This window comes from Nostoc sp. JL34, assembly GCF_017114945.1.
Taxonomy (GTDB): domain Bacteria; phylum Cyanobacteriota; class Cyanobacteriia; order Cyanobacteriales; family Nostocaceae; genus Nostoc.
The window spans coordinates 15,496-41,214 of record NZ_JABXKQ010000135.1 but is presented as its reverse complement, the minus strand read 5'-3'; the positions used below and the strand labels follow the sequence as shown (position 1 = coordinate 41,214).

General features: G+C 42.5%; 18 protein-coding genes and 1 pseudogene. 15 read left to right on the top strand and 4 right to left on the bottom strand.

Annotated features, from left to right (window positions below; translation table 11 throughout):
• Positions 1-113 precede the first annotated feature (113 nt).
• Together HWQ44_RS24335 and HWQ44_RS24330 are read left to right on the top strand one after the other, a co-directional pair.
• Positions 114-2,429: a CHASE2 domain-containing protein gene (locus HWQ44_RS24335; protein WP_292724145.1), complete on the top strand. Its 2,316-nt coding sequence runs from the start codon at positions 114-116 to the stop codon at positions 2,427-2,429.
• A gap of 69 nt (positions 2,430-2,498) precedes the next feature.
• Positions 2,499-3,383 carry a DUF928 domain-containing protein gene (locus HWQ44_RS24330; RefSeq protein ID WP_292724143.1) on the top strand — a complete coding sequence of 295 codons (885 nt, stop codon included), beginning with the start codon at positions 2,499-2,501 and terminating at the stop codon, positions 3,381-3,383.
• Between the two features lie 94 nt (positions 3,384-3,477).
• Here HWQ44_RS24330 and HWQ44_RS24325 read toward each other — a convergent pair whose 3' ends face one another.
• Entirely contained in the window at positions 3,478-5,586 is a 2,109-nt protein-coding gene (locus tag HWQ44_RS24325) for a M3 family metallopeptidase (protein WP_292724141.1), read from the bottom strand.
• A 651-nt stretch (positions 5,587-6,237) separates the two neighbouring features.
• Between HWQ44_RS24325 and HWQ44_RS24320 the strand changes: the two genes are divergently transcribed.
• Positions 6,238-7,149 carry a hypothetical protein gene (locus HWQ44_RS24320; RefSeq protein ID WP_292724139.1) on the top strand — a complete coding sequence of 304 codons (912 nt, stop codon included), beginning with the start codon at positions 6,238-6,240 and terminating at the stop codon, positions 7,147-7,149.
• 462 nt (positions 7,150-7,611) lie between these two features.
• A complete protein-coding gene (locus HWQ44_RS24315) occupies positions 7,612-9,432 on the top strand; it encodes a tetratricopeptide repeat protein (RefSeq protein ID WP_292724136.1) in 1,821 nt (606 codons plus the stop codon).
• A gap of 177 nt (positions 9,433-9,609) precedes the next feature.
• Here HWQ44_RS24315 and HWQ44_RS24310 read toward each other — a convergent pair whose 3' ends face one another.
• Positions 9,610-10,815, bottom strand: a complete 1,206-nt coding sequence (locus HWQ44_RS24310; RefSeq protein ID WP_292724133.1) for an FAD-dependent oxidoreductase — start codon at positions 10,813-10,815, stop codon at positions 9,610-9,612.
• A gap of 292 nt (positions 10,816-11,107) precedes the next feature.
• Between HWQ44_RS24310 and HWQ44_RS24305 the strand changes: the two genes are divergently transcribed.
• The 5 genes from HWQ44_RS24305 (at position 11,108) to HWQ44_RS24285 (ending at position 16,429) form a co-directional block, all read left to right on the top strand.
• Positions 11,108-11,818 carry a pentapeptide repeat-containing protein gene (locus HWQ44_RS24305; protein WP_292724130.1) on the top strand — a complete coding sequence of 237 codons (711 nt, stop codon included), beginning with the start codon at positions 11,108-11,110 and terminating at the stop codon, positions 11,816-11,818.
• 273 nt (positions 11,819-12,091) lie between these two features.
• Positions 12,092-13,567, top strand: coding sequence for a pentapeptide repeat-containing protein (locus HWQ44_RS24300; RefSeq protein WP_292724127.1), 1,476 nt, complete (start codon positions 12,092-12,094; stop codon positions 13,565-13,567).
• Between the two features lie 230 nt (positions 13,568-13,797).
• Entirely contained in the window at positions 13,798-15,312 is a 1,515-nt protein-coding gene (locus tag HWQ44_RS24295) for a hypothetical protein (protein WP_292724124.1), read from the top strand.
• Between the two features lie 446 nt (positions 15,313-15,758).
• Positions 15,759-15,998: a hypothetical protein gene (locus tag HWQ44_RS24290; RefSeq protein WP_100900700.1), complete on the top strand. Its 240-nt coding sequence runs from the start codon at positions 15,759-15,761 to the stop codon at positions 15,996-15,998.
• Positions 15,986-16,429: a PIN domain-containing protein gene (locus HWQ44_RS24285; RefSeq protein ID WP_292724121.1), complete on the top strand. Its 444-nt coding sequence runs from the start codon at positions 15,986-15,988 to the stop codon at positions 16,427-16,429. The genes HWQ44_RS24290 and HWQ44_RS24285 overlap by 13 nt, the downstream gene beginning before the upstream one ends.
• 45 nt (positions 16,430-16,474) lie before the next feature.
• Here HWQ44_RS24285 and HWQ44_RS24280 read toward each other — a convergent pair whose 3' ends face one another.
• A complete protein-coding gene (locus HWQ44_RS24280; RefSeq protein WP_292724118.1) occupies positions 16,475-16,636 on the bottom strand; it encodes a hypothetical protein in 162 nt (53 codons plus the stop codon).
• 142 nt (positions 16,637-16,778) lie between these two features.
• On the opposite strand from HWQ44_RS24280, the gene HWQ44_RS24275 reads away from it, so the two are divergent.
• The 6 genes from HWQ44_RS24275 to HWQ44_RS24250 all read left to right on the top strand — a co-directional run bounded on the left by HWQ44_RS24275 (position 16,779) and on the right by HWQ44_RS24250 (position 25,320).
• Positions 16,779-16,997, top strand: coding sequence for a hypothetical protein (locus HWQ44_RS24275; RefSeq protein WP_292724116.1), 219 nt, complete (start codon positions 16,779-16,781; stop codon positions 16,995-16,997).
• A 55-nt stretch (positions 16,998-17,052) separates the two neighbouring features.
• Positions 17,053-19,059: a PAS domain S-box protein gene (locus HWQ44_RS24270; protein WP_292724113.1), complete on the top strand. Its 2,007-nt coding sequence runs from the start codon at positions 17,053-17,055 to the stop codon at positions 19,057-19,059.
• Positions 19,056-19,532: a response regulator gene (locus HWQ44_RS24265; protein ID WP_292724110.1), complete on the top strand. Its 477-nt coding sequence runs from the start codon at positions 19,056-19,058 to the stop codon at positions 19,530-19,532. Before HWQ44_RS24270 ends, HWQ44_RS24265 begins: the two co-directional genes overlap by 4 nt.
• Entirely contained in the window at positions 19,532-21,499 is a 1,968-nt protein-coding gene (locus HWQ44_RS24260) for a response regulator (RefSeq protein ID WP_292724108.1), read from the top strand. Before HWQ44_RS24265 ends, HWQ44_RS24260 begins: the two co-directional genes overlap by 1 nt.
• Before the next feature lie 867 nt (positions 21,500-22,366).
• Positions 22,367-23,593 carry a pentapeptide repeat-containing protein gene (locus HWQ44_RS24255; RefSeq protein ID WP_292724105.1) on the top strand — a complete coding sequence of 409 codons (1,227 nt, stop codon included), beginning with the start codon at positions 22,367-22,369 and terminating at the stop codon, positions 23,591-23,593.
• Between the two features lie 197 nt (positions 23,594-23,790).
• Positions 23,791-25,320, top strand: a complete 1,530-nt coding sequence (locus tag HWQ44_RS24250) for a YifB family Mg chelatase-like AAA ATPase (RefSeq protein ID WP_292724103.1) — start codon at positions 23,791-23,793, stop codon at positions 25,318-25,320.
• Positions 25,321-25,335: 15 nt separating this feature from the next.
• Here HWQ44_RS24250 and HWQ44_RS24245 read toward each other — a convergent pair.
• Positions 25,336-25,634, bottom strand: a pseudogene (locus HWQ44_RS24245) (type I restriction endonuclease subunit R); the annotation flags it as partial.
• Between the last annotated feature and the right edge of the window lie 85 nt (positions 25,635-25,719).

The window sequence follows — 25,719 nt, the reverse complement described above, 5'->3', positions numbered from 1 at the left end:
TAAAAATTCAAGCCTGCTTTTAGGGATTTAGGAAAAAGTCTGTAAATGCTTGTGGAGCTTGTTATGAGACATTAAAACAGGGGATGGTTTTGCACAGGGAGATAGCGACGGTCATGGGTAAGTTAGTGGTGATGAAATTCGGAGAGGGTAGTTTTGAACAGGGGTTTGCTGTCACCCTCCAAATTGGTGAAGAAGACAAGCGGGCTGCAACAGAAATCGCGGGGAAGTTACCTGCATTCCCGGAAATGCCGCTCTACTATAGTCATTGGCAGTCTAGTTATCGGCAGATAGGCAATCGTTATCGCCTCCATGCTGACCAAATGCAGGTGACGAATGTATCGATGATTCAAGACTGCGAAAACACTTCCCATATTTTGCGGGCACGTTTTAATACCTGGCTGCGAGCAGAAGAGTTTCGCCCTTTAAGGGAAAAATGGTTAGAAAGATTGTCGTCCACGGAAGAAATACGAGTAATTTTGCAAACAGAAAATAGCCAATTGCAGCTATTACCCTGGCATCTGTGGGACTTATTAGAACGCTACCCCAAGGCTGAAATTGCCCTTTCTTCACCATCCTACGATCGCATTCACAAGCCACGCACTTTAAACCAATTAGTCAACATTTTGGCAATTGTGGGCAATAGTAAGGGGATTGACACCCAAGCCGATCAAGCTTTACTGCAACAGTGTAGTAACGCAGAGGTTAGCTTTCTGGTAGAACCACAGCGTAAGGACTTGACTGAGCATCTCTGGGGAAAAAACTGGGATATTCTTTTCTTTGCTGGGCACAGTTCTAGTCACAGAAATGGAGAAAGCGGACGAATTTACCTGAATAAAACTGATAGTCTTACCATTGGCGAATTAAAGTACGCTCTCAAGAAAGCCATTGAAAACGGCTTGCAATTAGCTATATTCAACTCTTGTGATGGATTGGGATTGGCACGAGAATTGGCTGATTTGCAAATTCCTCAGATGATCGTCATGCGCGAACCCGTCCCAGACCAAGTTGCTAAGGAGTTTTTAAAGTATTTTCTCCAAGGCTTTTCCGGTGGCGAGTCTTTATATCAAGCGGTACGCCAAGCGCGGGAACGCTTGCAAGGACTTGAGGATCGATTTCCCTGTGCGACTTGGCTACCAGTGATTTGCCAAAATCCAGCGCAGATACCACCCACTTGGGATGAATTGAGGTCTACCAAAACTAAACCGGATTTAGCTTTGTCTACCAGACGCAGATTTCGGACAACTTTGTTATCCAGTTTGGCGATTACAGGCTTAGTTTGTGGGGTGAGATTGCTGGGATTGCTGGAAAATCCAGAGATTCAAGCCTTTGACCTAATGATGCGATCGCGCCCTCCAGAGGGAATTGATCCCCGACTATTGGTAATCACAATTGACGATGATGATTTGGCGACTCAAAGAGAAAATAACGAGTCCTTGATTGGAGCTTCCATTTCCGAAAAATCTCTCAACAAACTCCTGGCAAAACTGAATCAATACCAACCCCGTGCGATCGGCTTGGATGTCTACCGTGATTTTCAGACCAAAGAGCCAGATTTAATTACTCGTCTCCAGAAAACTCAGAACTTGGTTGGTGTATGCAAGGGGAGTGATAGCACAGGAAATATCAAAGGCATTAAGCCACCGCCAGAAATCCCCCCAGGCAACTTGGGATTCAGTGACTTTATTCACGATCGCGATGGAGTCATCCGTCGGCATCTTCTGTTCATGAACCAAGAGCCGACATCGTTGTGTTCTGCTCCATATTCCTTCAGTTTACAACTAGCATTCCTCTATCTGCACCCTTCAGGAATCCAACCAAAGTTCACCCCTAAAGGAAATTTGCAGCTGGGTAAGACTATTTTTCCGAAACTGGAGTCTCGGACTGGCGGCTATCAAAATATTGATGCTAATGGTGGTCAAATCTTACTCAACTATCGTTCCTCAAAAGAGATAGCCCAACAGGTGAAGCTAACGCAATTTTTATCTAGTCCGATTAACCCCAGCGCTATTAAAGACCGAATTGTTCTGATTGGTGTGGTGGCAAAGGGGGATTCTCCAGATACTTGGCCGACACCCTATGGCGTTCCCTTAGATGAGCAAATGCCAGGAGTGTTAGTCCAGGCTCAGATGGTCAGTCAGATTCTCGGTGCAGTCCAGGATGGGCGGCCGTTGCTACGGGCTTGGTCACTGTGGGTTGAGGTAGTCTGGATTTTGGGCTGGTCGTTGGTGGGGGGAGTCCTGGCTTGGCACAAGCTTTCGTTACCCTGGTTGGTGTTAGCAGTCGGTGTTACCTCTAGCGTTTTGTATGTAGTTTGCCTTGGTCTGTTAATTTCGGGTGCTTGGGTGCCGTTTGTACCGTCGGCTTTATCACTGGTAGCTATGGTGGGCTTGATGTCAATTTATAATTCAAAAACAGAAGTGCGGGAGTGAGGGAGAATAACTAATGCCCAATTTAAAATCTAAAATCTAAAATCTAAAATCGGATGAGGTAAGGTTTTTATGAATTCAAATTCACAACCGATAAAACTGTTTTTCGTAGTAGTTTTTAGCTGTACAAGTTTAGTAGTTAGCCTGACTCCAGTACTAGGGAAACCAACTCTTGGTTCTTCACGTAGCGATGCCTACGGCAGGCTACGCCTACGCTCTCATCCTAAAACGACCCTGGCTCAAGCCACAACCTATAATCAACCCACACTTCCACCTGGCCCCCCTCCTGGAGGTCGCGTTCGTGGTGGAGCGAGGCGCGGGGAATTGGCTGGATGTCCAGTTTCTAAACCTGACCTGACTGCTTTAGTGCCCTTTACTGAGGAAGATAACTCAGTGATCAATGTCTGGGCACAGACAACGGTAGAACACCCAAGTTGGTTTTTCTATGTGCCATATACCAAAGATTCGCTCTATGCAGTTGAATTTGTGCTGCAAGAATATCCTAACTCTAAGGACTCTAAGGAGATTTACCGAAAAGCGATCGCTCTACCAGATAAGCCAGGAGTGATCCGCGTTTCTCTACCTACCACTACTCCCGCTTTAGTAGTAGACAAACAATACCGCTGGTTTTTCACTATTAGCTGTGACAAGGAAAAGAATTCGCCCCCGACTTTCGTTGAAGGGGTAATACAACGAGTCGAACTGAATCCAGCCACAGTCAAAGAGCTACAAACCACAGAACCTCTAAAGCGCTATGCTGTGTATGCCCAAAAGGGGATATGGTACGAGGCACTGACGACGCTAGCTGAACTGCGTCAAAAAAATCCTCAAGATGCGGCACTGCAAGCAGAGTGGCGGAATTTGCTAGGCAGCATCCGCTTGAATGATATTGCAACAAAACCGCTTCTCTTGGAAACACCCAGCAGTCCCCAGTTAAAAGTACTGAGGGCTGAGTAAAACTCCATAAAAAACAGCGAGGGCATAGGGCAAAATAGTTCTGAGTTCCGAGGAAAGAACTGAGATTCCTCACTCAGCACGGGCTAAACCTTAGCTATCCGCTAACAGCACTCACTAAACCATTGTGCCTGAGCAAAGCGATCGTACTTGGTTCACGACCCCGGAAAGTTTTAAACACCTCCATTGGATGCTTACCACCACCGAGGGCCAGCACCGTATCCCGATAACGCCCACCCGTAGCTTTTATCGCTTCCTCATCTTCAAGCCCAGCTTCTTCAAAAGCGGCGAAAGCATCAGCGCTCAGTACCTCAGCCCACTTGTAACTGTAGTACCCTGCTGCATAACCACCCTCAAAGATGTGTCCAAAAGCACATAGCATGGAATCTTCTGGAAGTGGTGGTAAAATAGTAGTAGTCTTGGCTATGCGATGACGCACATCTGCCGGAGTTTCATCACTACCAGAACGATAGCGGTAGTGTAGTTCTAAATCAATATTGCTAAAGTGAATCTGCCGTAACATAGCAGTACCACTCATATAATTACGCGCCGCTAGCAGCTTTTGATAATAATGCTCCGGTAGGGCTTCCCCAGTTTCGTAATGTTTCGCCATGCCAAACAAAGTGGGTCGCTCATAACACCAGTTTTCCATAAACTGACTGGGTAGTTCCACTGCATCCCATTCCACATTATTGATGCCTGCGGCTCCAGCATAGTCAACCTTGGTGAGCATGTGATGCAATCCATGACCAAACTCGTGGAACAAAGTTTCTACTTCATAGAAAGTCATCAAACTCGGCTTGCCATCTACCGGGGGAGTTTGGTTACATATCAAATAAGTCACAGGCAAGCGAATGCCAGTTGCACCATTTTCAGTGATTTTGGCGCGATTGATGCACACATCCATCCAAGCACCACCGCGTTTTTCTGCTGGACGGCTATAAGGATCTAAGTAGAAGTAGGCTATGGGAGAACCAGTTTCATCAGCTATTTGGAAATAACGGACATCTTCATGCCACACTGGGGCTTGACCATCAGCAGGGGTGACAGTGACGCCAAACAGCCGCTTGACAAGTCCAAACAAGCCATCTAACACTTGGGGAAGGGGAAAATAGGGACGTAATTCTTCAGCAGTAAAGGCAAATTTTGCTTCTCGTTGGCGTTCTGCCCAAAAGCTGATGTCCCAATGTTTTAAATCTTGATATTCTTCTCCATGTGATGCGGCGAAAGCTTGAAGTTCTTTTAAGTCTTTGACAGCAGCATTATAACTAGCCTGACGTAGTTCTTCTAATAGTGCTTCTACTGCCTCAACATTAGGAGCCATTTTACTTGCAAGGCTCAACTCGGCATAACTCTTAAAGCCAAGTAAATCTGCGAGTTCTTGCCGTAACTCCAAAATACGCACAATTAACGGGTTGTTATCTAAATCACCATTAGAAGCGCGGGTGATATGAGCTTTGTAGAGCTTTTCACGCCAATCTCGACGGGTGCTGTGCTGCATGAAAGGGCCGAAACTGGGGAAGTCTAAAGTAATGCGCCAGGGGCCTTTTTCTGGTGTGGCCTTTTCTTCTCCCGCCGCACGAGCAACTTGGGCGGCTAAACTCACCAAACTTGGAGGTAAACCGTCAATTTCCGCTTTTGTTGTCAGGGTTAAGCTAAAGGCTTTGGTGGCATCAAGTACATGGTTAGAGAATTTGGTCGAAAGTTCTGCCAACTCCATCTGAATGGTGTTGAAACGCTCTCTTGCTTCTCCTTCTAAGCCAACACCAGAAAGTTCTGCATCTCGAATGGCAGCTTCTACAATGCGCTGTTGGGCTAATTCTAATGTTGTCCAACTATCACTGCTACGGAGTGCTTTAAAAGCATTGTAGATGGGCTGGCTTTGACCAAGCTTGTTGATAAATTGTACGACTAGTGGCTGGACGATTTCATGAGCTTCGCGCAGTTCCGGGCTATTTTTAACACCCATTAAATGATTTACCGCCCCCCAACTCCAGGTAAGCCGTTCTGTCAGCTTTTCTAAGGGTTCTACTAAACCACTCCAAGTAGGCTGTACATTAGTCTCTAAGGTGGCAAGCTGCTGGTCAAGTTCTGCTAGCAACTGATTAAAGGCTGGTACTACTCGTTCTGGTTTAATCTCTGCAAAGGGAGGTAAACCAGTGCCTTGGAGTAAGGGATTTTGGAAAATAATGGTACTTGCACTCATGGTTTTGTGTGAACTGCGAACGAATAAAAATCAACAATGATTTTTATTTATATATCTTCTAATGTAACGATCGCTGTGCTATTTAGTATTGCCATTCTGACAAAAAAGCAAAAAAATCAAGAATTACTCACAAAAGTATCCCGATAAAGCTATTTTGTTTGGTATTTGAACAATATTTTTGGAGATTAGGCAGGAGATCCTCTCCTTTGCTCCCGTGCCCCTACACGTGTACTTCGCTAGTTCGGGAAACGCTATACTATCTAGCCATAAATTTGCGATCGCTTTTGGTGGGTGATTCGGACTATCGCAGAGTGTATTCACCTACCTCAATCTGAGTAAAGGCGATCGCTAAAAGACATGATAATGTACTATGTCAAACAGGTAGCTTGTCTGCCAGCATGGGCGTTACCCTGAAAGTGCAGTTTCAGCCGAGAAATTCTACGCTTTCAAGGCGTGGGAGTGTCCAATTAACTGAGCGCGATCGAGTGTCCTTACCCAAGCGAAAAGGAAGGCTGTATATTTATGATTTTATTTGGCAACTCATCTTTTTACTCGTAAAATCGAAGACAAGATCAAGGTCAGTAGAAAAGAGTCCCTAAATTAATGAGTACGTTAATCAGTCAGGGTGGAAGAGCTATCACTAAATTTCAGATGGTAGATCGAATAAACGATATCGCTTGGCAAGCCCACCAAGGTAGCGTTGCGGCGATTATTCAGCTATTGAATGAAAAGCTAGCTAAATCTGGTGTCAGAACTAGAGCTATTTTTTCTGATGGTGTCTTACAACTTCTGTGCGAGGCGGCCAGGATAGAGCAACTTGAGCAATCTCCCCTCGTCGAACAAGTCCACCAAATTCTGGAGTCCATTGCCCCGCGTCATATTCGCCGAGTCAATATCAACAGTCGGATTGTTCGAGAACAACAATTACTGTGGTTAAAGGAAATAGATAGCGATCGCGAAAACCAATTGCTTTGGTCACAGGAAATTACGTTAATTCAGCCCAATATTGTAAAGCAACTAATTAAAGATTTCACAGAAGCTCAAGCTGAACTAGGAAAACCAAATTTTCCTAAAACTTCAGTCTCTCGTCCTTTAGTACTTATTAACAAAGAAAAATACAAAAATAAACCTCAACAAACAAAGATATTAGTAGCGGCTGGTTTATGCTCCTTGTTGTTGCTTAGTTGGGTTGTTTATGCCCAGTTAGGTAATCAACTGAAAAACCTAATGCAACTAGAAACTTCCAAATCTTTAACCACAAAAAATACTAACGAGAGGAAAGCCCAAACACCATCCGCTGCTTCTAATAATAGCCTTTCTGAGGCATCTGATGACCCATTCTCAATATCTGTGCGAATTGCCAACCAAGCTTCTGCATCTGGTAAAACAGCCACAACCTCAACTCAGTGGTTAGAGATAGCTGCTAAGTGGCAACGGGCTTCAGATTTAATGAGTACAGTGCCACAAAACCACAGCCGTTATCAGGAAGCTAAAATTCGGACTCAACTATATAAGAAATACAGTGAGGCGGCGCAGAAAGAAGCAGATAAAAGTAAATCTTAGTTTTTTCTTATTGGGAAAACTTGATCAATCTAACCAAAATAAGTAAGTCGGTGCGAAAAAACTAATCTATGTAAAGATAAGTAAATCTGGTTAACGCATCTACCGAGGTGACTAAGATATGGGCACTCCTTTAAGGCAAAAAGTAGCTGCTCACATTTAACTGAACTCCACAAACAGTAAGAGAGGTTTTATTAATTTTTACTGTTTTCATCTGATGATAATTTTTCCCATATCTTCTCATACTCTTCGATAGCAACAATGATTCCTAGCAACGGGATTGAAACAACCAAGTCATTAAGACTGACCAGACGAAATTGAACTTTCACATAAATGAAACCCGTTCACAAAATTGAAACAAAAATCCTAGCAACAAACAAAATAGTAGTTGGAATGATTTTCAAAACATATCGTTAACAATCCCGATGCTTTAGGCTAGAGAATGTCAAAAGCCAAAAAAACTATATGAATGCTGAAGATTTTTTCAACCAAGGATTAAAACACAATTCGCAAGGAGATTATCAAGCAGCGATCGCAGCTTACACCCAAGCAATCAAGCTAAATCCTGACTATGCCGAAGCTTATCATAATCGAGGACTGATTTTAAGTGGTCAACTCCAAGATTATCGCAGTGCGATCGCCAACTTCAATCGCGCAGTCGAAATCAATGCCAATTTTGCCACAGCCTATTGCAATCGGGCTAATGCTCGTTACTTTTTAGCCGATTATCAAAGTGCGATCGCTGACCATAATCAGGCATTACAATTAGATCCCAATCTGGCCCAATCCTACCACAGCCGGGGAAATGCCTACTTTGCTTTAGAAAACTACGACAAAGCGATCGCAGATTATATCCAAACTATAGAAATGAGTACCCAATTAGCTGATAATATCAATATTGATATTGCCAATGCTTATCATAATCGGGGGGTAACTCTTTTTGAACGTGGCGATCGTCAAGGGGCAATCGCAGATTTTCAACAAGCTTTACAATGGCATCCCCATTTTGCCGCAGCCTACAGCAATCGGGGCAATATTCACCAGATTTTAGGAAATTATCAGGAAGCGATCACTGACCATAACCAAGCATTACAATTAGATCCTAACTTGGCAGAAGCTTATCATAATCGAGGTAATGCTCACTACGCCCTAGCAAATTATCAAAGTGCGATCGCCGATTACAACCACGCCCTAAAAATCAACCCCAACTTTGCTGGAGCGTACTATAATCGGGGTCTTGTGCTTGCTCACCTCAAAAACTATCATGAAGCAATTGAAGACTTTAACCAAGCATTAAAGCTGAATCCTGATGATGTGCAAGCTTATTCTGAGCGCGGTTTGGTTCGTAGTACTCTTGAAGATTATCAGGGTGCGATCGCAGATTATGACCAAGCATTACAAGAAAATCCGACTCTAGCTTTAGTATACGGCTTCCGGGCAAATGCTCGTCGCCGATTGGGAGATTATCAAGGTGCAATTGAAGATAGCAATCGCCTATTACAACTCAATCCTAATTTAGCAGAAGGATATTGTGATCGCGCGGCGGCTCGTCGTTCTTTAGGAGATCATAAAGGCGCAATTAAAGATTATGATCGAGCATTACAGATTAATGATAACTTAGCCGCAGCTTATTATGGTCGGAGTATTGCCCGTGAAGCTCTGCAAGATTTACAGGGTGCAATTGATGATAACACTCAAGCCATAGAGCTTGTCCCTGAATTTTCCCAAGCCTATTGCAATCGCGGAAATGCTCGTCGTCTTTTGGGGGATGAACAAGGAGCGATCGCCGATTATAACCAAGCATTACAAATTAATCCTAATTTAATTGAAGCATATTACAACCGAGGTTCAACCCATTATGCTTTAGAAGCTTATGAAAGTGCGATCGCAGATTACACCCAAGCTTTGCAAATCAATCCCCAATCTGCTGCATTTTACAGCGATCGCGCTAATGCTCGCTATGCCCTAGAAGAATATCAAGGGGCAATAGAAGATTACAGTCGAGCGATCGCGATCGACCCCAGCTTTGCCGAAGACTGGTACAATCGCGGTCGTAGCCGTTCTCTGTTGGGAGACTTACAAGGAGCGCTTGCAGACTTAAACCAAGCCTTACAGCGTCAGCCTAATTGGGCTTCAGCTTACATTCTTCGGGCAGATGTCTACAGAAATCTGGGAGACTCTGAGGGAGCAATTACCGATTTCCAGAAATCCGCAGACTTGTATTACCAAGAAGGGAATATCCAGTATTATCAACAAATTATTGAGCTAATTGAACAGCTTAGATGATGGGATTGGGGATTGGGGATTGGGGATTGGGGATTGGGAAAACACTTAGTTTAATTAATCTTCCTCATCTCCCTCATCTCCCCAAGTCCCTAGTACAACACGACGGAAATAAACCAACCATTCCAAATCAACGAAACCCTTATACTGTATTCATTTTTAATTTTTAATTTTTAATTTTTAATTCCGCCTTGCGGTACTAGTCCCCAGTCCTTTCATGAAGCGGCGGTCAATCCAATTTTTGTAACGCCACAATAGTTTGTGGGGTGGTAAGGTGATGATACCTCGTGTGGCTATGGCTCGTTTGTCTCCTGTACCAATTAAACTCAAATATTGTTTCTGTGGTCTATAAGGTTTGAGCGGCTTGCCTAATAAAATTCGCTGCAAATTATCAAACAAAGGTTTACCTTGTCTAACAGCAAATACCCCAGCTTTTGGACGCGGATGATTTATCATTGTGGCAATGTCACCAGAGGCAAATACCTGCGGGTGGGTTTGAGATTGCAACGTGTCTTCTACCAAAATAAAACCTTGCTCATCAGTTCCTAGTCCAGCGTTTTTTAACCAGTTAGGCGCTGATGCTTGTGTTACCCAAAAGATTTTATTGCATTCTACTTTCAACCCAGATTCACATTTAATTTCAAATACTTCTTGAGTTTCCCTGGATGTTATGGGTGCAATTTTACACACAGTTTCTCCAAGATGGAGTTTAATACCTCGCTCAGTTAAAATTTGCTGAAGTTGATGCCGCACTGATTGATAGTAATTGGGCATCAGTTCTTGTCCACGCTGAAATAAATGAATTTCTAGGTTTTGAATAGGTTGTTGAGCTTGATGCAAAATCCGATGTAAATAAGATTGCATCGATAGCGCCAATTCTACACCGCCTGCACCTCCACCTGTGATCGCAATACTAATTGGTTCTTGAGGTTTTTTACTTACGGCTGCAATTAGTTCATGCCAATGCTCTAATAGCTGCGATACTGGTTTAGCTGCGATCGCATATTCTGCCGCACCTGATACAGATATTGTAGACGGAGTGCTGCCAATATCAACAGACAGCACATCAAAATCTACCGCAAGTCCGTTAGCACAAAGAACTTTGTTGTTTTCCAAGTCTAGGGCAACTACTGTGTCAATATACAACTGTGCTTGAGCAAAGTTCGCCAAGGGTCGCAAGTCAATATGGCATTCATCGTGGCTATAAAATCCGGCAATATGTCCTGGTAACATTCCAGAGTAGGCTGTCTCTGATGCTGCGGTAATCAAGGTTAAACGGACTCCGGGTAACGGTTTCATCCCGAACATTTTCATAACAATAGCGTGGCTATGACCCCCACCAACTAACACCAGTTCTTTAACTATTGGCTGTAATTTTTGCTGCATTTTAATACTCAGATTTCGTTAATTACTGATTATGAATAAATTCAAATCATCATGATGATGGTTAATTGTTAGCGAATAATAAAGCCTAGTGAGTACAAATAATAACTGAGGATAGCAGCAGTGTATATGCTCATGTCTACTCAATCAAAAGTTATAGTCTCCATTTTGTTTTTTGCATTAACATATTCAAATATTGACCATGCATGAAACAATAGCATACGCAAATAAATTGTTAAAAGATACTGCGAGTATTTGACAGATATTTGAAGTAATTATTAATGCTTTTCGTACCATGAAAAATATTTCCCCAAAAAATCACCTCAATCTATCAAAAATATTCCTGTGGATACACGCTTTTCAGGAACAAGTTAAAAATACTCAGCATCAGTTACCGAAACAACGCTTAAAAATAGCAAGTGAACAGCTAAGAAATAATACAATAGAAACCAGTCTAGCTATAATTAATGATTTAGAGCAGATTGCCCATAATCATCCACACTACCACTGGATAATCATAGACATTCTTAGCACTTTTGTCCGAGAAAATGCTGCTTATATGCCTCAAGAAGAAGTAAGGAGCAACCTGTCAACAAAAGTTCGTGTAGATATTCAAGCAGCCCTGACTGTTATCGCCAGAAGAGATGCAAACAAAGATCCAGAAAATGAGCAACTTGATTTAAGCTTCACAGACATGAGAGGAGCAAACTTAAATGGGGCGAACCTAGAACAAACAAATCTCTATCAAACTAATCTTGCTGGGGCCAATCTCAGAGAAGCTAATTTAGCGGGGGCAATACTTAGTGCAGCTAATCTAGAAGGAGCTAACTTATATCTAGCCAACCTAGAAGGAGCAATCCTCAGTGTAGCCAACCTAAAAAGAGCTAACCTCACTAAAGCTAACCTGCATTGTGCAAGTTTATATCTAGCTAGTTTGCATGAGGCAATTCTCAATGATGCCATACTCGACGGGGCAAACCTTAGAGAAACCAAATTCTCTGAGTAAAATACTAATATCATGCCCGCTTGATTACTTTTACCTACTCCCTACTCCTAACTCTCCATTCCCTATTTTCAGCGTCATTCGTAATTCTTGTACCGCAAGCGTTTCATTGATTTGGAATGGGTGGTTTATTTATGTCGTAATATATAAGTGTATTCGATATTATTCCCTACTTCAATGAGTATCTTGACACCTATTATAATTTTCTGCTAAATGCTATACTATTTTTCCCCAACATCTAAGTAATAATTCTAGGTTGTAAGGAAAATCTTTACCATGTCTTCTAAAAAGACAGACGCTCTGTTGAATTGGTTGATAACTATAACAGTTATATTTGGCTTCTCATTGACTGTAATTTTCTTCGTATTGTCCAGTATTAAAGAATTGTCAATCCAGGAAAAAATCCAGTATAGAAACCAAGCATTAACAACTACTGCAATAGTTTTTCTAGCATCGGCAGCAATGTTTAATACTTATTATGCAGCAAGGCGTGCCCAAGCGATGCAGAAAAATGCGATCGCAGCTGAGAAAAACGTGGAAATTGGCATTCAAAATGCAAAACTCAATCAAGACAGATTGATTGCAGAACGCTTTATGGGGGCAATTTCCCAGCTTGGCCATGAAAAAGTTGAAACCCGGACAGGCGCAATTTATGCACTAGAAAGAGTTGCTCAGGATTTTCCTAAAGAACACTGGACAATTATGGAAATTCTCACTGCCTTTGTCCGAGAGAATGCACCTATCCAGCACGTAAAAGGGGAGCAACAAAAGCCGGAATATCAAGGAGGAGTTTACTCAAGTAGGCGTAGAGGCGGGTCGCGTCCGACACAGCAGTTGGAGCAAAATCTCCATGAAGAATTGCCAAAAATCCGCACTGATATTCAAGCAGCCCTGACTGTTATCGGCAGGCGTAATTTACTCGAAGACCCAAAAGATCAGAAACTTGATTTACGTAATACCGACATTAGACAAGCAGACCTGCTAAAAGCTAACCTACAACAAGCTGACCTGCGTGGGGCTGACTTGAGTGGGGCTGACCTGCGTGGGGCTGACTTGAGTGAAGCTGACCTCAACGGCGCTAAACTCATTAAGTCTATTCTCTATGAAACCAAATTACTAAAAGCTAGCTTATGTGGAGCCAACCTTTGTTGGGCTAACCTTAATCGTACCAACCTCTCTGGAGCAAACCTGCGTTCAGCTAATCTCTCTGGAGCAAGTCTGCGTGCAGCTAATTTACAGGGAGCGAACCTTTATAAAGCTAACTTGCAACAAGCGACCTTAAAAGTCGCCAATCTTTCTGGAGCAAAGCTATTTTTAGCTAACTTGCAAGGAGCAAAATTGGGGAAAGCCAACCTGCATACAACGGGTTTGATTGGAGCCAATCTCTCAGGGGCTAACTTGAATGGTGCTAACCTTTCTGGGGCTAACTTGAATGCAGCCAAACTCCACCAAACAGAAGTTTATTTTGCCAACCTTTCAGAAGCTAGCTTAACGGAAGCTGACCTGTATCAGGCTAACCTCATCGGAGCAAACCTATATAGGGCAACCTTGTATCAAGCTAACCTGACTCAGGCAAACCTGATGGGAGCTAACTTCTCGCAAGCTAATCTTAGTGATGTCAAACTGGAAGGGACAATTTTGACTGGAGCGAAAAACTTAGAGTTGCAGCAGATTAGAGAGGCACTTGGCGATCGCACCACTCGTCTACCCGATTATATCGAAGCACCTACACATTGGCGACAATCAAGTTGAGTTACCGCAGCATCAGTTAGTTTTTTGGGCGCATTCTACCCTTCTCACAAAATACTATATATAGTTTTTACCAAGAATTCATGTAAGCTTTATGTAACTGAAAATGTGCCTATTATATGCTTACTATAATAGTCCTAATTTATTCATAAATTATCTATTTTTCTTCTTTTGCGACGGATACTTTCCTCAAGTAGGGAAGCCATTTTGTCAATCGCTTAAATTAAAATCACATGATTGGTATTCCTAAATTAAATAGAATTGACTTTCTAGTTTTGATTGTTATTGTCATAATTGGTCTTGTACATTTACCTTTTCCATTTGATGGAGATCAAGCATTTTTTAGGCTAGGTGCTTTGGAGATGCAACAAGGAAAAGTACTCTATCGTGATTTTTGGGATGTGAAGCAACCGGGGATTTTCTACTTTTATTTTTTGGCAGGAACTTTGTTTGGTTTTAATGAAATTGGCATTCATGTCTTTGAACTTATTTACATGGAGGTTTTTTCTCTAATCTTGCTGCTGACTCTCAAAAGCTATTTTCGGTATCAGGTGATCGCAAGTCTAGTACCTTTGTTAACGGTTGGTGTTTACTATATTGTTTCAGGAGCTTGGGATCTTACTCAAGTGGAAGCACTGGTTGGGTTTCCTCTATTCCTTTGTCTTTGGATGACTTCTCAATCTTTTAAGTATGAGGGTAAAAAAAGATTTTTATTACTTTTATTTTCAGGTTTTTTTGGTGGAGTTGTCCTCATATTTAAATTACTTTTTTTACTTCTATTACTTCCGTTTTGGCTAACTGTATTGATATATTATGTCTTAATAAAGAATCGCAGTATTGCCAAAGAACTCATTGTAATTTTTCCGCCACTTTTTATAGGAATTATATTTCCGCTTCTAGCTGTTATCTGCTACTTTGCTTGGTTTAACAGCCTCTCAATTTTGTATGAGACATTTTTTATAGTTCCTCCTCGGATTGTTGCTAATCTGGTATTTGATAAAAGTAACTTAATCTCCGGGATTAAATGGTTTTTTTATGGTTTTTACCCTTTAATTTTAGTAGCTATTGTTGCAGTGAATGTCTCATTGTGTAAGTCTAAGAATATATTAACTTTGCTACTTGTTGTTTGGTGTATTTTTGCTTTTGGCGTGATTTTTCTACAAAGTGGGGCATTGTGGGAGTACCATTATTTACTATTGTTTGTACCTGTAGGTATTTTAGCAACTAAAGGATTAGATATCTTATGGCAGCCTTTAAAAGAATTACATTCCCCAATTACTGCAATTTTGCTCATCTTTTTATTTTTCTTGCCTTTCTCATACCCTTTGGCAAAAAAGAGTGTTATTTTGGCTCAGAATAACTTTGCTTTAGCTGAAGATACACGATTGAAATATCAGAGTGTCTTTAGAGAAAAATATCCATCACTTCGTTCAGAGGCTGACTTTATTTCTCAACCAGGAAGTCTCTCTGGTGATATTTATGTAGCAGGCGATCCATCTATTTACTACTTCTCCGATCGAACCCAAGCAACATCACTACGGGGTTGGGCACTTGAATACTTTCTACCTGAACAATGGCCAAAACTTATAGAACAGTTAGATATATCTAAGCCTCCTTATATCTTTATTGATTATATTCAAGAGCCTATAATCAAAGATAAATTCCCAAGAATGCTGGAATTTATTGAGCAAAGATATCGGATATTACGTCAAAATAGTAATGGAATATGGTATATCATTAAATCATAAGTAAGTAAAACTAATTATTGGATTAATAGTAATAAGCCAGAGAAAATAGAGCAAAAAAATTTTTACAGATATTTAAGCCAGCAGATTGAATTAGCAAAAGGCGATTGCACCATTCGCCTACCTGATTATATCGAAGCCCCAATACATTAACGGCAGTCTAGTTAAGTTATCACAGCATCATGAGTTATTTGAGCGTATTCTACCGTTTTCACTTAATGCTATAGTTTTTACCAAAAGTCTCCGTAAAAATTCTGGAGATGAGGTCTGATAACAACACAGGCACACCAATAAATTCGTTTATAATTCTAATTTTATTTATTGGATTATTTATTCATTTAGCAAAAAACAAGAAATAGATGAGACTACTGCCGCCCTCTCTGGCTTGTAGGAGAATATAGAAGAGAACAATCTTGCCTACAGTATTAATAAATGTTGAGGGAAAAACCATGCAATCAGCTTTACGTATCACAACCAAAGTTTTACCAGGAAACAAAATAGAAATTGAAATTCCAGAAGCTGAAATAGGCGATAGCGTTGATGTATTTGTGATTTTACCAGAAAAAGCTGAACCAAAACATCGTTCTGTACTGGACATTATAGAAGAAAGCCGTAGGAGACATCCTTCTCGAACTGCTGAGGATATAGACAGACAACTACAAGAAGAACGCTTATCATGGGACAGCTAATACTTCCAACAAGTGGCTCTATTTATATAGATACTTCGGTGGCTATTTATACTATTGAAGGTAACCCTGATTATTACTCTCTTATGCAACCACTATGGTCTAAGTTTTATGCAGGAGAAATTAAAATCATTAGCAGTGAACTAATATTAATGGAGATTTTAGTTGTTCCATTGCGTAATGGCAATAATTCTTTAGTAGCAGACTATGAAGAACTATTATTATCATCTCAAGTGCAGTTAATTCCTATTAGTCAATCAATACTGCGACAATCTGCTAATCTTCGGGCTACAAGTAACCTCAAAACACCCGATGCTATTCATGCTGCAACAGCTTTATCTGTTAATTCTAACCAATTTATTACCAACGATAAAGGCTTTCGTAATGTTCCTGGTTTACCTGTTGTTATCCTCAGTGAAGTTTTAGCATCTTGAACAATGCCTACCCACGATATAATTCACGATCGCAATTAAAAATTACTAGACCAAATTAAACTCATTCTTCTGGCGATCGCACAACCATCCTACCGGAAAATCTTCAACTACCCGAACATTGGAAAGCTCAAGTTTCACCCTTAGAGGATGTTTGAAAAATTTTTTGGTAACATCTAAGCCTCGATAACCTAACCCCCCAGCCCCCATTCCCTTGTAGGGAAGGGGGGTTTCAAAGCCTATCGACCTTTCGGGGAGAGGAATGGAAGCGGGGTTTTGAGTATACTTTACAACTTTTCAAACAACCTCTTAGATACTGAAATTTGAACCTCTGAGCTTCATCGCCGAGCCTTTGAACTTCATCGCCAAACCTTTGAGCTTCATCGCCGAGCCTTTGAACTTCATCGCCGAACCTTTGAGCTTCATTGTCGAACCTTTGAGCTTCATCGCCGAACCTCAGAGCTTCATCGCCGAACCTCAGAGCTTCATCGCCGAACTTCTGAGCTTCATCACCGAGCCTTTGAACTCAAACGGTTCACTTAGAGACGAAAACAGAGAAAATATTCCTTGAGTAAGAGACAATAAATAAGAGCTAAATCAGTATTTTCCAGAAGCAGAGTAGGGTTATGAGTCGTAAGGCAAGAGTATCTGAACCTCAAAACCTCTTAGCTGGCGGTAGAGACAAGGGCGTATTCATCCGGGAGCAACTGCTGTACTATGGTGTTGCTTTCCTAGCCGTTGCCTTAGCCCTGCGGACAACTCTGCTGCTCAATTCATATCTCACTCCAACGCCTGCGGCGCTGTTTTTTGCTGCGGTGATGGTGAGTGCCTGGTATGGGGGCTTAGGGCCGGGGTTACTGGCAACCGTTTTGTCTACTTTGGCAATCAATTACTTCTTTTTTAAGCCACTCTATCCGCAGAACATTACAAATTTGAATATTGTAGTTCCCTTGGCAGTGTTCATGCTGACAGCAGGGTTAATCAGCTGGCTCAACGAATCACGCCGCGCAGCCCAACGGAAAGCGGAGGAAAGTCTGAAGTTACTACGCGAAACCGAGGTACGGTTTGGTCGCTTAACAGAGTCCAATGAGGAAGCACTGCGGCAACGAGAAACAGAACTTCACTTGATTACAGATACGCTACCAGTTCTGATTTCCTTTGTAGATTCAGAACAACGCTACCGCTTCAACAACCGAGCCTATCAAGAGTGGTTTGGGCATCCGGCGGCAGAAGTTTATGGGAAACATCTTTGGGAAGTATTGGGTGAATCCGCTTATGAAGTGCTTCGTCCTTATGTGGAACAAGTATTAGCAGGAGAGCAGGTCACTTTTGAAAGTAAAATTTCTTATAAAGATGGTGGTACACGCTACATTAATGCCATTTATGTTCCCCAGTTTAATAAACAGGGAATCGTTGAAGGGTATGCGGCGTTAGTCACTGACATTAGCGAACAGCAAACTGCACTACGCCATCGCAACTTGGCAGAAGAAGCCCTACGTGACAGCGAGGAGCGATACCGAATTTTAACCGAAGTCTCGCCACAGGCCATTTGGATGGGCGATCGCGATGGTGGTATTACCTATTGCAATCAATACTGGTTAGACTACACCGGACTGACAATGGAGCAGACTGCTGGCTATGGCTGGATTTATGTGATTCACCCCGATGATCGCGATCGCGTCTTTAAAACTTCCATGCAGGCTGTTGCTAACGCTACAGACTACGAAGTAGAAATTCGCTTCCGTCAAGTTTCTGATGGTAGCTATCGTTGGCATATTGTCCGGGGTTTACCATTTCGAGATCAAAGCGGACAGATTATCAAGTGGGTGGGCATCGCCAGCGATATTCACGCTCGCAAAGTTGCCGAAGCCTCCCTGCAACAACTCAATGAAATGCTAGAGCAACGGATTCAAGAGCGCACTGTCCAACTTGAAGCCGCCAACAAGGAACTCGAATCCTTCTCTTACTCAGTTTCGCACGACTTGCGGGCACCACTGCGCCACATCGCCGGATTTATCGAATTGCTTCAGAAGCGGCATAGCTCAACAAGCTTAGATCAAACAAGTCAGCGCTATTTGAAAATAATTGCCGAAACTGCCAAACAGGCAGGAATACTGATCGATGAGTTGCTGACATTTTCTCGCATGGGGCGCACCGAAATGCGCTATATCAACCTGAATATGGAGGAATTAGTACAAGAAGTAAAACGCGATTTGATCACAGAAACCCAAGGACGTACAATCCATTGGCACATCGAATCACTGCCAGAAGTGCAGGGCGATCCCTCCATGCTGCGGCTCGTGCTTCGCAACCTGATGGGCAATGCCGTAAAATATACCCAGACTCAAAACCCAGCAGAAATTACTGTTGGAAGTATTGACAATGAAAACGAAGTTGTCTTTTTTGTACAAGATAACGGCGTAGGCTTTAATATGCAATATGTACACAAGCTATTCGGAGTATTTCAACGTCTGCATAGCGACCCAAAATTTGAAGGCACTGGTGTTGGATTGGCAAACGTGCAACGCATTATTCATCGGCATAATGGTCGAGTTTGGGCAGAGGCTGTAGTTGACAGTGGCGCCACCTTTTATTTCTCGCTGCCTAAATTGTCAAAGAAGGAAAGTGAATGAAAGAACTCAAGCGAATTCTGCTAATTGAAGACAGTGCCAACGATGCCGAGTTAATCCTAGCCGCCTTGTCAGAAAACCATCTCGCCAACGAAGTAGTGGTGGTACGTGATGGAGAAGAAGCACTAGATTATCTTTATCGCCGGGGATTGTTTCGATTGCGAATGGAAGGGTATCCTGTTGTAGTGCTGCTCGATTTGAAACTGCCTAAAGTCGATGGGCTAGAAGTGTTGGCACAACTTAAATCTGACCCAGTAATGCGAGTGATTCCAGTGGTGGTACTGACTTCTTCCCGCGAGGAGCCGGATTTAGTTCGATGCTATGAGTTAGGGGTCAATGCTTATGTTGTGAAGCCAGTAGATTACCATGATTTTGTTGATTCTATTAAGGGTGTTGGCCTGTTTTGGGCGGTGATCAATCAGCCTCCCGTGGGTGCTTTACCTCCCGCACCTCATCCACAAAAGGAGAGGAACTGATGAATGTCCTCCGTTTTCTCCTTTTAGAAGACAGCGTGTTAGATGCAGAGCTAGCCCAAGCGATACTAACTGAAGGGGGAATTGATTGCGAACTGATCCGAGTCGAAACTGATGCTGACTTCGTAGCGGCTCTGGAAGCAGAGACTTTCGATTTAATTCTTGCCGATTATGCCCTGCCATCGTTTGATGGAATTTCGGCTTTGGAAATTGCCCGAAATCACTGTCCAGAGGTTCCTTTTATCTTTGTTTCTGCTGCATTGGGTGAAGAATTAGCGATCGAAGCTTTGAAGAACGGTGCAACCGATTATGTATTAAAGCAACGACTAGGGCGGTTAGTTCCTTCGGTGCAACGCGCATTGCGGGAAGCTAAGGAGCGACGTCAGCGCAAGCAAGCAGAGGAGTCTTTACAGAAGAGTGAAGCCAAGTATCGCCGAATTGTTGATACCTCTTATGAGGGAATCTGGATGATTGACTCTGAAGCCCGAACAGAGTTTGTAAATCAGCGGATATCTCAGATGTTGGGTTATCCGGCAGAAGAAATACTCGGTCGTTCTATATTTGATTTTATGGATCGGGCTGATGATATAGCAGATGAAGAGAAACTGGAGTGGTTCAAAGGGGAAGGGAGCGATCTTAAAGAAAGGCGATTACGCTGCCAAGATGGGTCGTATATCTGGACACTGATTTCTGCGACAGCAATTTTGAATGAACAGAGTGAGTGCTTAGGTGCGATCGCCATGCTAACCGATATCACCGATCGCAAACGCACCGAATCAGAACGCGATCGCCTTTTGCAACTCGAGCAAAGAGCCAGGGCGGAAGCCGAGGCTGCTAACCGAATCAAAGATGAGTTTTTGGCGGTACTTTCCCATGAATTGCGATCGCCGCTGAATCCGATTCTTGGTTGGGCAAAACTGTTGCAGAGCCGGAAATTTGATGAGCCATCGCTCCAGAAAGCCCTGAAAACTATTGAGCGCAATGCCAAATTACAAGCTCAACTCATTGAAGACTTACTAGATGTTTCTCGCATCCTCCAAGGCAAACTCAGGCTCAACATGATCCCAGTCGATCTGGTATCTACCATTGAAGGCGCAATGGAAACAGTACATTTGGCAGCAGAGGCTAAAACCATTGCCATTGAGACGATGCTCGATCCCAGTGTGGGGAAAGTTCTGGGTGATTCAGCTCGCTTACAGCAAGTTTTCTGGAACCTGTTATCGAATGCCGTCAAGTTTACTGAGACTGAGGGAAAAGTAAATGTGCGATTGGAGTGCATCGACGCTCAAGCGCAGATTACCGTCAGCGATACAGGTAAGGGCATTCACCCTGATTTTCTACCTTATATGTTTGACTATTTCCGTCAGGGTGATAGTACAACAACTAGAAGGTTTGGTGGATTAGGGTTAGGTTTAGCGATCGCTCGTCACTTGATTGAGATGCACGGAGGAACAGTTTGGGCGGAAAGTCCTGGCGAGGAGCAGGGAGCGATCTTCACAGTTAGGTTGCCGCTAATCAAGGACAGTGCAACAATCAGAGATGACACAAATACTGATTCCTCAACAGCCGTTTTTGCCTCTTCTCCCCTCATAGGTTTACAAGTGCTGGTTGTAGATGACAATGCTGATACCCGCGACTTTTTCAGCTTTGTCCTAGAACAGTTTGGTGCGATCGTCACCGCAGTAGCATCAGGCGATGAAGCTTTACTTGCGCTAACCCAGTCAAAGCCAGATATCTTACTCAGCGATATTGGGATGCCAGAGATGAACGGCTATATGCTGATGCAACAGGTGCGGACTCAAGAAGCAAAAGTCGGGGCAAAAAAGATGCCTGCGATCGCTCTGACTGCTTATGCAGGCGAAATCAATCAGCAGCAAGCAATAAGAGCAGGGTTTCAACAGCACATTGTTAAACCTGTAGCACCAGAGGAATTGCTCATAGCGATTTCCAATTTAGTCAGATGCGCTTAGAAAAGTGGATTGAATAATTTGCAACTTTTTTGTTCGTTATAGTTCAATACACTTTGGTGGTTTGTTGGGTTTTATATCATGTCCGGCTGATTAGCTATGATTCCTGCATCTATGCAAAAATCTGAAAACACTTTCTCCCCCTGCCCCCTTGCAATCTTAATGATAAGTCTTTAGGGAACTCCAAGAAATAATATCAGGTTTGGTTAAATACTTATAACATCTGTAGCGACTGTCTTAAAAGTCAAGCGATCGTTAACACCAAGCGGATTACGTTATTTTTGGCAGTGTAATTTTAGGGACTGACAAATAAAAAAATACTCAACTACTTATTGTGGGGTGGGCGTCTCGCCATTAGTGTCAAGTTAAGCTCAAACTTCCTATGTCAATAAGTATTTATGCTTAACAATTTGGTTTGAAAGGGACAAAAAACGAACTTTTTCAGGGACTATTAATGCTTTGTTTATTAGCATCACTCCCAGCTTGCGTATAAAAGTCAGAAAAAAGTTCACCTTTATACTTCGTTCCTAACAAAACCTATCGTTGACAAATGGGTTTTAACCTTAAGTTGACACTAATGGCAAGATGCCCACCCCACAATATTAGGTAATTTATTTGTTGGAAGTCCCTTACTGCGATCGCAAGTCATCGGAAGTCATCATAAATTCCCACCTGATTGCATTCTCAATTCTCAATTCAGAATTGAGGATTGGAGCATTGTTCGGCAAGCATTTCATAGATGATTGTTATGCAGTACATTTAATAATCAGTCAAGCATATCCGTGTTTGTACTCTATCATAACTTTACAGATACTCTTAAAATCAACCTAAATTTATTTCCGTAAGGAGTCAGATATGAAGACTTATGACATGTCTTTCATAAAGACAAATGGACTCACGACTTTGTTGGCTTTTATCTCAGTTATATTTATTTTATTATTAACTTTAATTTTTTCATTCTTTGAATATATTCAAGGATTTTCAACTCAAGAAAAAATCGAATACATCACTCAGATATTAACAATTCTTGCCATAATTATTGGGGGATTGGCATTAATTATTAATGCTTACTATACTTCCAGACTCTCTCTGGATGAGAATCAGAGTTTGTTAACACAACTCCTCGCAGGGACACTAGTTTGGGATAACAATATCAGAACTGGTATCAATTACACACAACCAAATCGACAAGAAATTGTTCCCGAACGCTTTTCTAAAGCAATTGAGCAACTGGGAAATGAAAAGATTGAAACGCGATTTGCTGCAATTTATGCTTTAGAAAGAATTGCTAAGGATTCTCCAAAAGACCATTGGACAATCATGGAAATCCTCGCTGCTTTTATCCGCGAAAATGCTCCGGTGAATCAGGAATATGAGAACGAGTTACGGGAATCATCGAAACTTCCTACAGATATTCAAACAGCTTTAACTGTCATTGGACGACGCGATTCATATAAAGATCCAGTCAATCAGAAACTCGATTTACGCAACACAGACCTCAGTAATGCAGACTTAACGGAAGCTAACCTTTCTAGAGCAATCCTTGTAGGAGCTAACTTGCAATGGGTCAATTTTACCCGAGCAAACCTCTCGGAGGCAGACTTATCAGTAACCTATCTTTGTGGGTCAATCCTCTATGAAGCCAACCTCTCTAAAGCAATCCTCCCAGAAGCCAATCTCCAAGGCGTAGTCCTCAGAAAAGCGAACCTCTCTCAGGCAATTCTTTATGATGCCAACTTGGAAGGGGCAATCCTTTGTGATGCCAACTTGGCAGGGGCAATCCTTTGTGATGCCAACTTAGAAGGAGCAATCCTTTGTGATGCCAACTTGGAAGAAGTCAACTTAGAGGGTAGCAATCTCCAAGATGCAAACCTGATTGGTAGTAACTTGCAAAAGGCAAAACTTGCTGGAGCTAACCTAGAAAGTGTATTACTGAGTACAGCTAACCTCCAAGAAGCTAATCTCCAAGAAGCTAATCTCTGTGGAGCAAACTTGAGTGGTTCGGAAAACGTAGAACCACAGCAGATTGAACAAGCAATTGGCGATCGCACAACAATCCTACCGGAAAATCTGAAAATACCCCAACATTGGCGGTAACGCGATGTGCAACTTACAACAGTTTTCATGTATTTGAACCACATTTGTCATAGTTGCAATTCATGAATTGCCCCTACTGCGTGGTCTAAATACCTGAAAATTGCTGTAATTGAGAAAAATCGTCTATGTAGTTTCACTCATGCCAATCTCCCAACTCATCTGCTAGAGATGTCTATTGGTTTACTGTTATATAAGCAATGCTTGCTAGAGTCTGGAGTGCATCAATTGTGGGCATCGATGCCGTCAAAGTAGGCGTGGAAGTCGATGTGTCAGGGGGATTACCGGGAATAGTTGTCTTGGGATTGCCAGATTCAGCGATTCAAGAATCCAGAGAAAGAGTCAAAGCAACTTTGAAAAATACTGGCTTTGCCTTTCCCATGCGAAAGATAGTCATTAATTTAACTCCGGCAGATTTACGCAAAGAAGGCCCCTGTTTTGATTTGCCTATTAGTGTGGGAATTTTGGCGGCTTCTGAGCAAGTTAGTGCTGATTTGTTGGGGGATTATCTATTTTTGGGTGAAGTCTCTTTGGATGGCAGTTTACGTCCGGTGGCTGGTGTATTACCGATCGCAGCAGCAGCCCAAAAGATGGGAATTGCAGGTTTAGTTCTCCCTGCTGATAATGCCCAAGAAGCGGCAGTGGTTGAAGATTTGGCTGTTTACGGCTGCAAGCATTTGTCTGAGGTGGTGGATTTTTTAAATAATCCGGGGCGTTACAAACCTGTGCAGATAGATAGTACAACACAGACAACAACAGTATCCTACCCTGGCGCAGATTTGCATGATGTGAAAGGACAAGCTCATGGGCGTCGTGCTTTAGAAATTGCTGCGGCTGGTGGGCATAATCTCATTTTTGTCGGGCCGCCTGGTAGTGGGAAGACTATGCTAGCAAGGCGCTTACCAGGAATTTTACCACCGTTGAGCTTTGCCGAATCTTTGGAAGTGACTCGCATTCATTCGGTAGCTGGTTTATTGAAAAATCGTGGTTCATTGGTACGCGATCGCCCTTTTCGCAGTCCCCACCACTCAGCATCCGGGCCTTCTTTGGTTGGCGGTGGTAGCTTCCCTCGTCCTGGAGAAATATCATTATCTCACAGAGGTGTACTGTTCCTTGATGAACTCACGGAATTTAAACGAGATGTTTTAGAATTTTTACGTCAACCTTTAGAAGATGGCTATGTGACAATTTCCCGTACCAAACTATCGGTAATGTTTCCCGCGCAGTTTACTTTAGTTGCAAGTACCAATCCCTGTCCTTGCGGCTACTATGGCGATACTATCCAACAATGTACTTGTTCTCCCCGCCAACGCGAGCAATATTGGGCAAAACTTTCTGGCCCGTTGATGGATCGAATTGATTTACAAGTTGCGGTGAATCGTTTGAAACCAGAAGAAATTACCCAACAACCGACGGGAGAAACATCAATATCGGTACGCGAACGAGTGCAACAAGCAAGCGATCGCGCAATTACCCGTTTCCAAGGAGAAGTAAATCTGCGTTGCAATGCCCATTTGCAAAGTCGTCATCTCCAAAAATGGTGCAAATTAGATGATGCTAGCCGCAATTTATTAGAAGCAGCAATTAGAAAATTAGGTTTATCAGCAAGAGCAAGCGATCGCATTCTCAAAGTAGCACGGACGATTGCAGATTTAGCAGGAGAAGATGAGCTAAAAACCAATCATGTAGCGGAAGCAATTCAGTATCGCACGATAGATAGAATGCAATAAAAGCGAAAAGAGAACAGACGTAAAAGAAATTAACTCACCAATACGCTTAAGAATTTGCAAAACGGCGTACAGTTCTCTCGCGGATACAAACGGAGCAAAAACCTTGACAAATCGTACTGTGGTGTATTTGTTTGCGTCACTTTGACAAATAAAATATCGTCTCCATTCGTCACCATCCCAAACACAGGTTTACTGGGATTGGGGTTAGCCATCATATAAGCTAGAGCTTGCGGTACAGCCGACCAAACTGAGAGTGTGGTTTTTTTCGACTCCAACACCATCACCCACAACCGATCTTGTAACACTAAAACATCATTATCGCCAATTGGCATCGCAGCTACGCCCGCCGTAGACATCGCATTGTCATGTGACTATAAAATTCTAAATTCCTCCCCAAGA

Bases quoted from the DNA above. Each gene is read 5' to 3' on its own strand.
- HWQ44_RS24335 (WP_292724145.1), top strand. From the start codon at position 114: ATGGGTAAGTTAGTGGTGATGAAATTCGGAGAGGGTAGTTTTGAACAG.
- HWQ44_RS24330 (WP_292724143.1), top strand. From the start codon at position 2,499: ATGAATTCAAATTCACAACCGATAAAACTGTTTTTCGTAGTAGTTTTT.
- HWQ44_RS24325 (WP_292724141.1), bottom strand. From the start codon at position 5,586: ATGAGTGCAAGTACCATTATTTTCCAAAATCCCTTACTCCAAGGCACT.
- HWQ44_RS24320 (WP_292724139.1), top strand. From the start codon at position 6,238: ATGGTAGATCGAATAAACGATATCGCTTGGCAAGCCCACCAAGGTAGC.
- HWQ44_RS24315 (WP_292724136.1), top strand. From the start codon at position 7,612: ATGAATGCTGAAGATTTTTTCAACCAAGGATTAAAACACAATTCGCAA.
- HWQ44_RS24310 (WP_292724133.1), bottom strand. From the start codon at position 10,815: ATGCAGCAAAAATTACAGCCAATAGTTAAAGAACTGGTGTTAGTTGGT.
- HWQ44_RS24305 (WP_292724130.1), top strand. From the start codon at position 11,108: ATGAAAAATATTTCCCCAAAAAATCACCTCAATCTATCAAAAATATTC.
- HWQ44_RS24300 (WP_292724127.1), top strand. From the start codon at position 12,092: ATGTCTTCTAAAAAGACAGACGCTCTGTTGAATTGGTTGATAACTATA.
- HWQ44_RS24295 (WP_292724124.1), top strand. From the start codon at position 13,798: ATGATTGGTATTCCTAAATTAAATAGAATTGACTTTCTAGTTTTGATT.
- HWQ44_RS24290 (WP_100900700.1), top strand. From the start codon at position 15,759: ATGCAATCAGCTTTACGTATCACAACCAAAGTTTTACCAGGAAACAAA.
- HWQ44_RS24285 (WP_292724121.1), top strand. From the start codon at position 15,986: ATGGGACAGCTAATACTTCCAACAAGTGGCTCTATTTATATAGATACT.
- HWQ44_RS24280 (WP_292724118.1), bottom strand. From the start codon at position 16,636: ATGGGGGCTGGGGGGTTAGGTTATCGAGGCTTAGATGTTACCAAAAAA.
- HWQ44_RS24270 (WP_292724113.1), top strand. From the start codon at position 17,053: ATGAGTCGTAAGGCAAGAGTATCTGAACCTCAAAACCTCTTAGCTGGC.
- HWQ44_RS24265 (WP_292724110.1), top strand. From the start codon at position 19,056: ATGAAAGAACTCAAGCGAATTCTGCTAATTGAAGACAGTGCCAACGAT.
- HWQ44_RS24260 (WP_292724108.1), top strand. From the start codon at position 19,532: ATGAATGTCCTCCGTTTTCTCCTTTTAGAAGACAGCGTGTTAGATGCA.
- HWQ44_RS24255 (WP_292724105.1), top strand. From the start codon at position 22,367: ATGTCTTTCATAAAGACAAATGGACTCACGACTTTGTTGGCTTTTATC.
- HWQ44_RS24250 (WP_292724103.1), top strand. From the start codon at position 23,791: ATGCTTGCTAGAGTCTGGAGTGCATCAATTGTGGGCATCGATGCCGTC.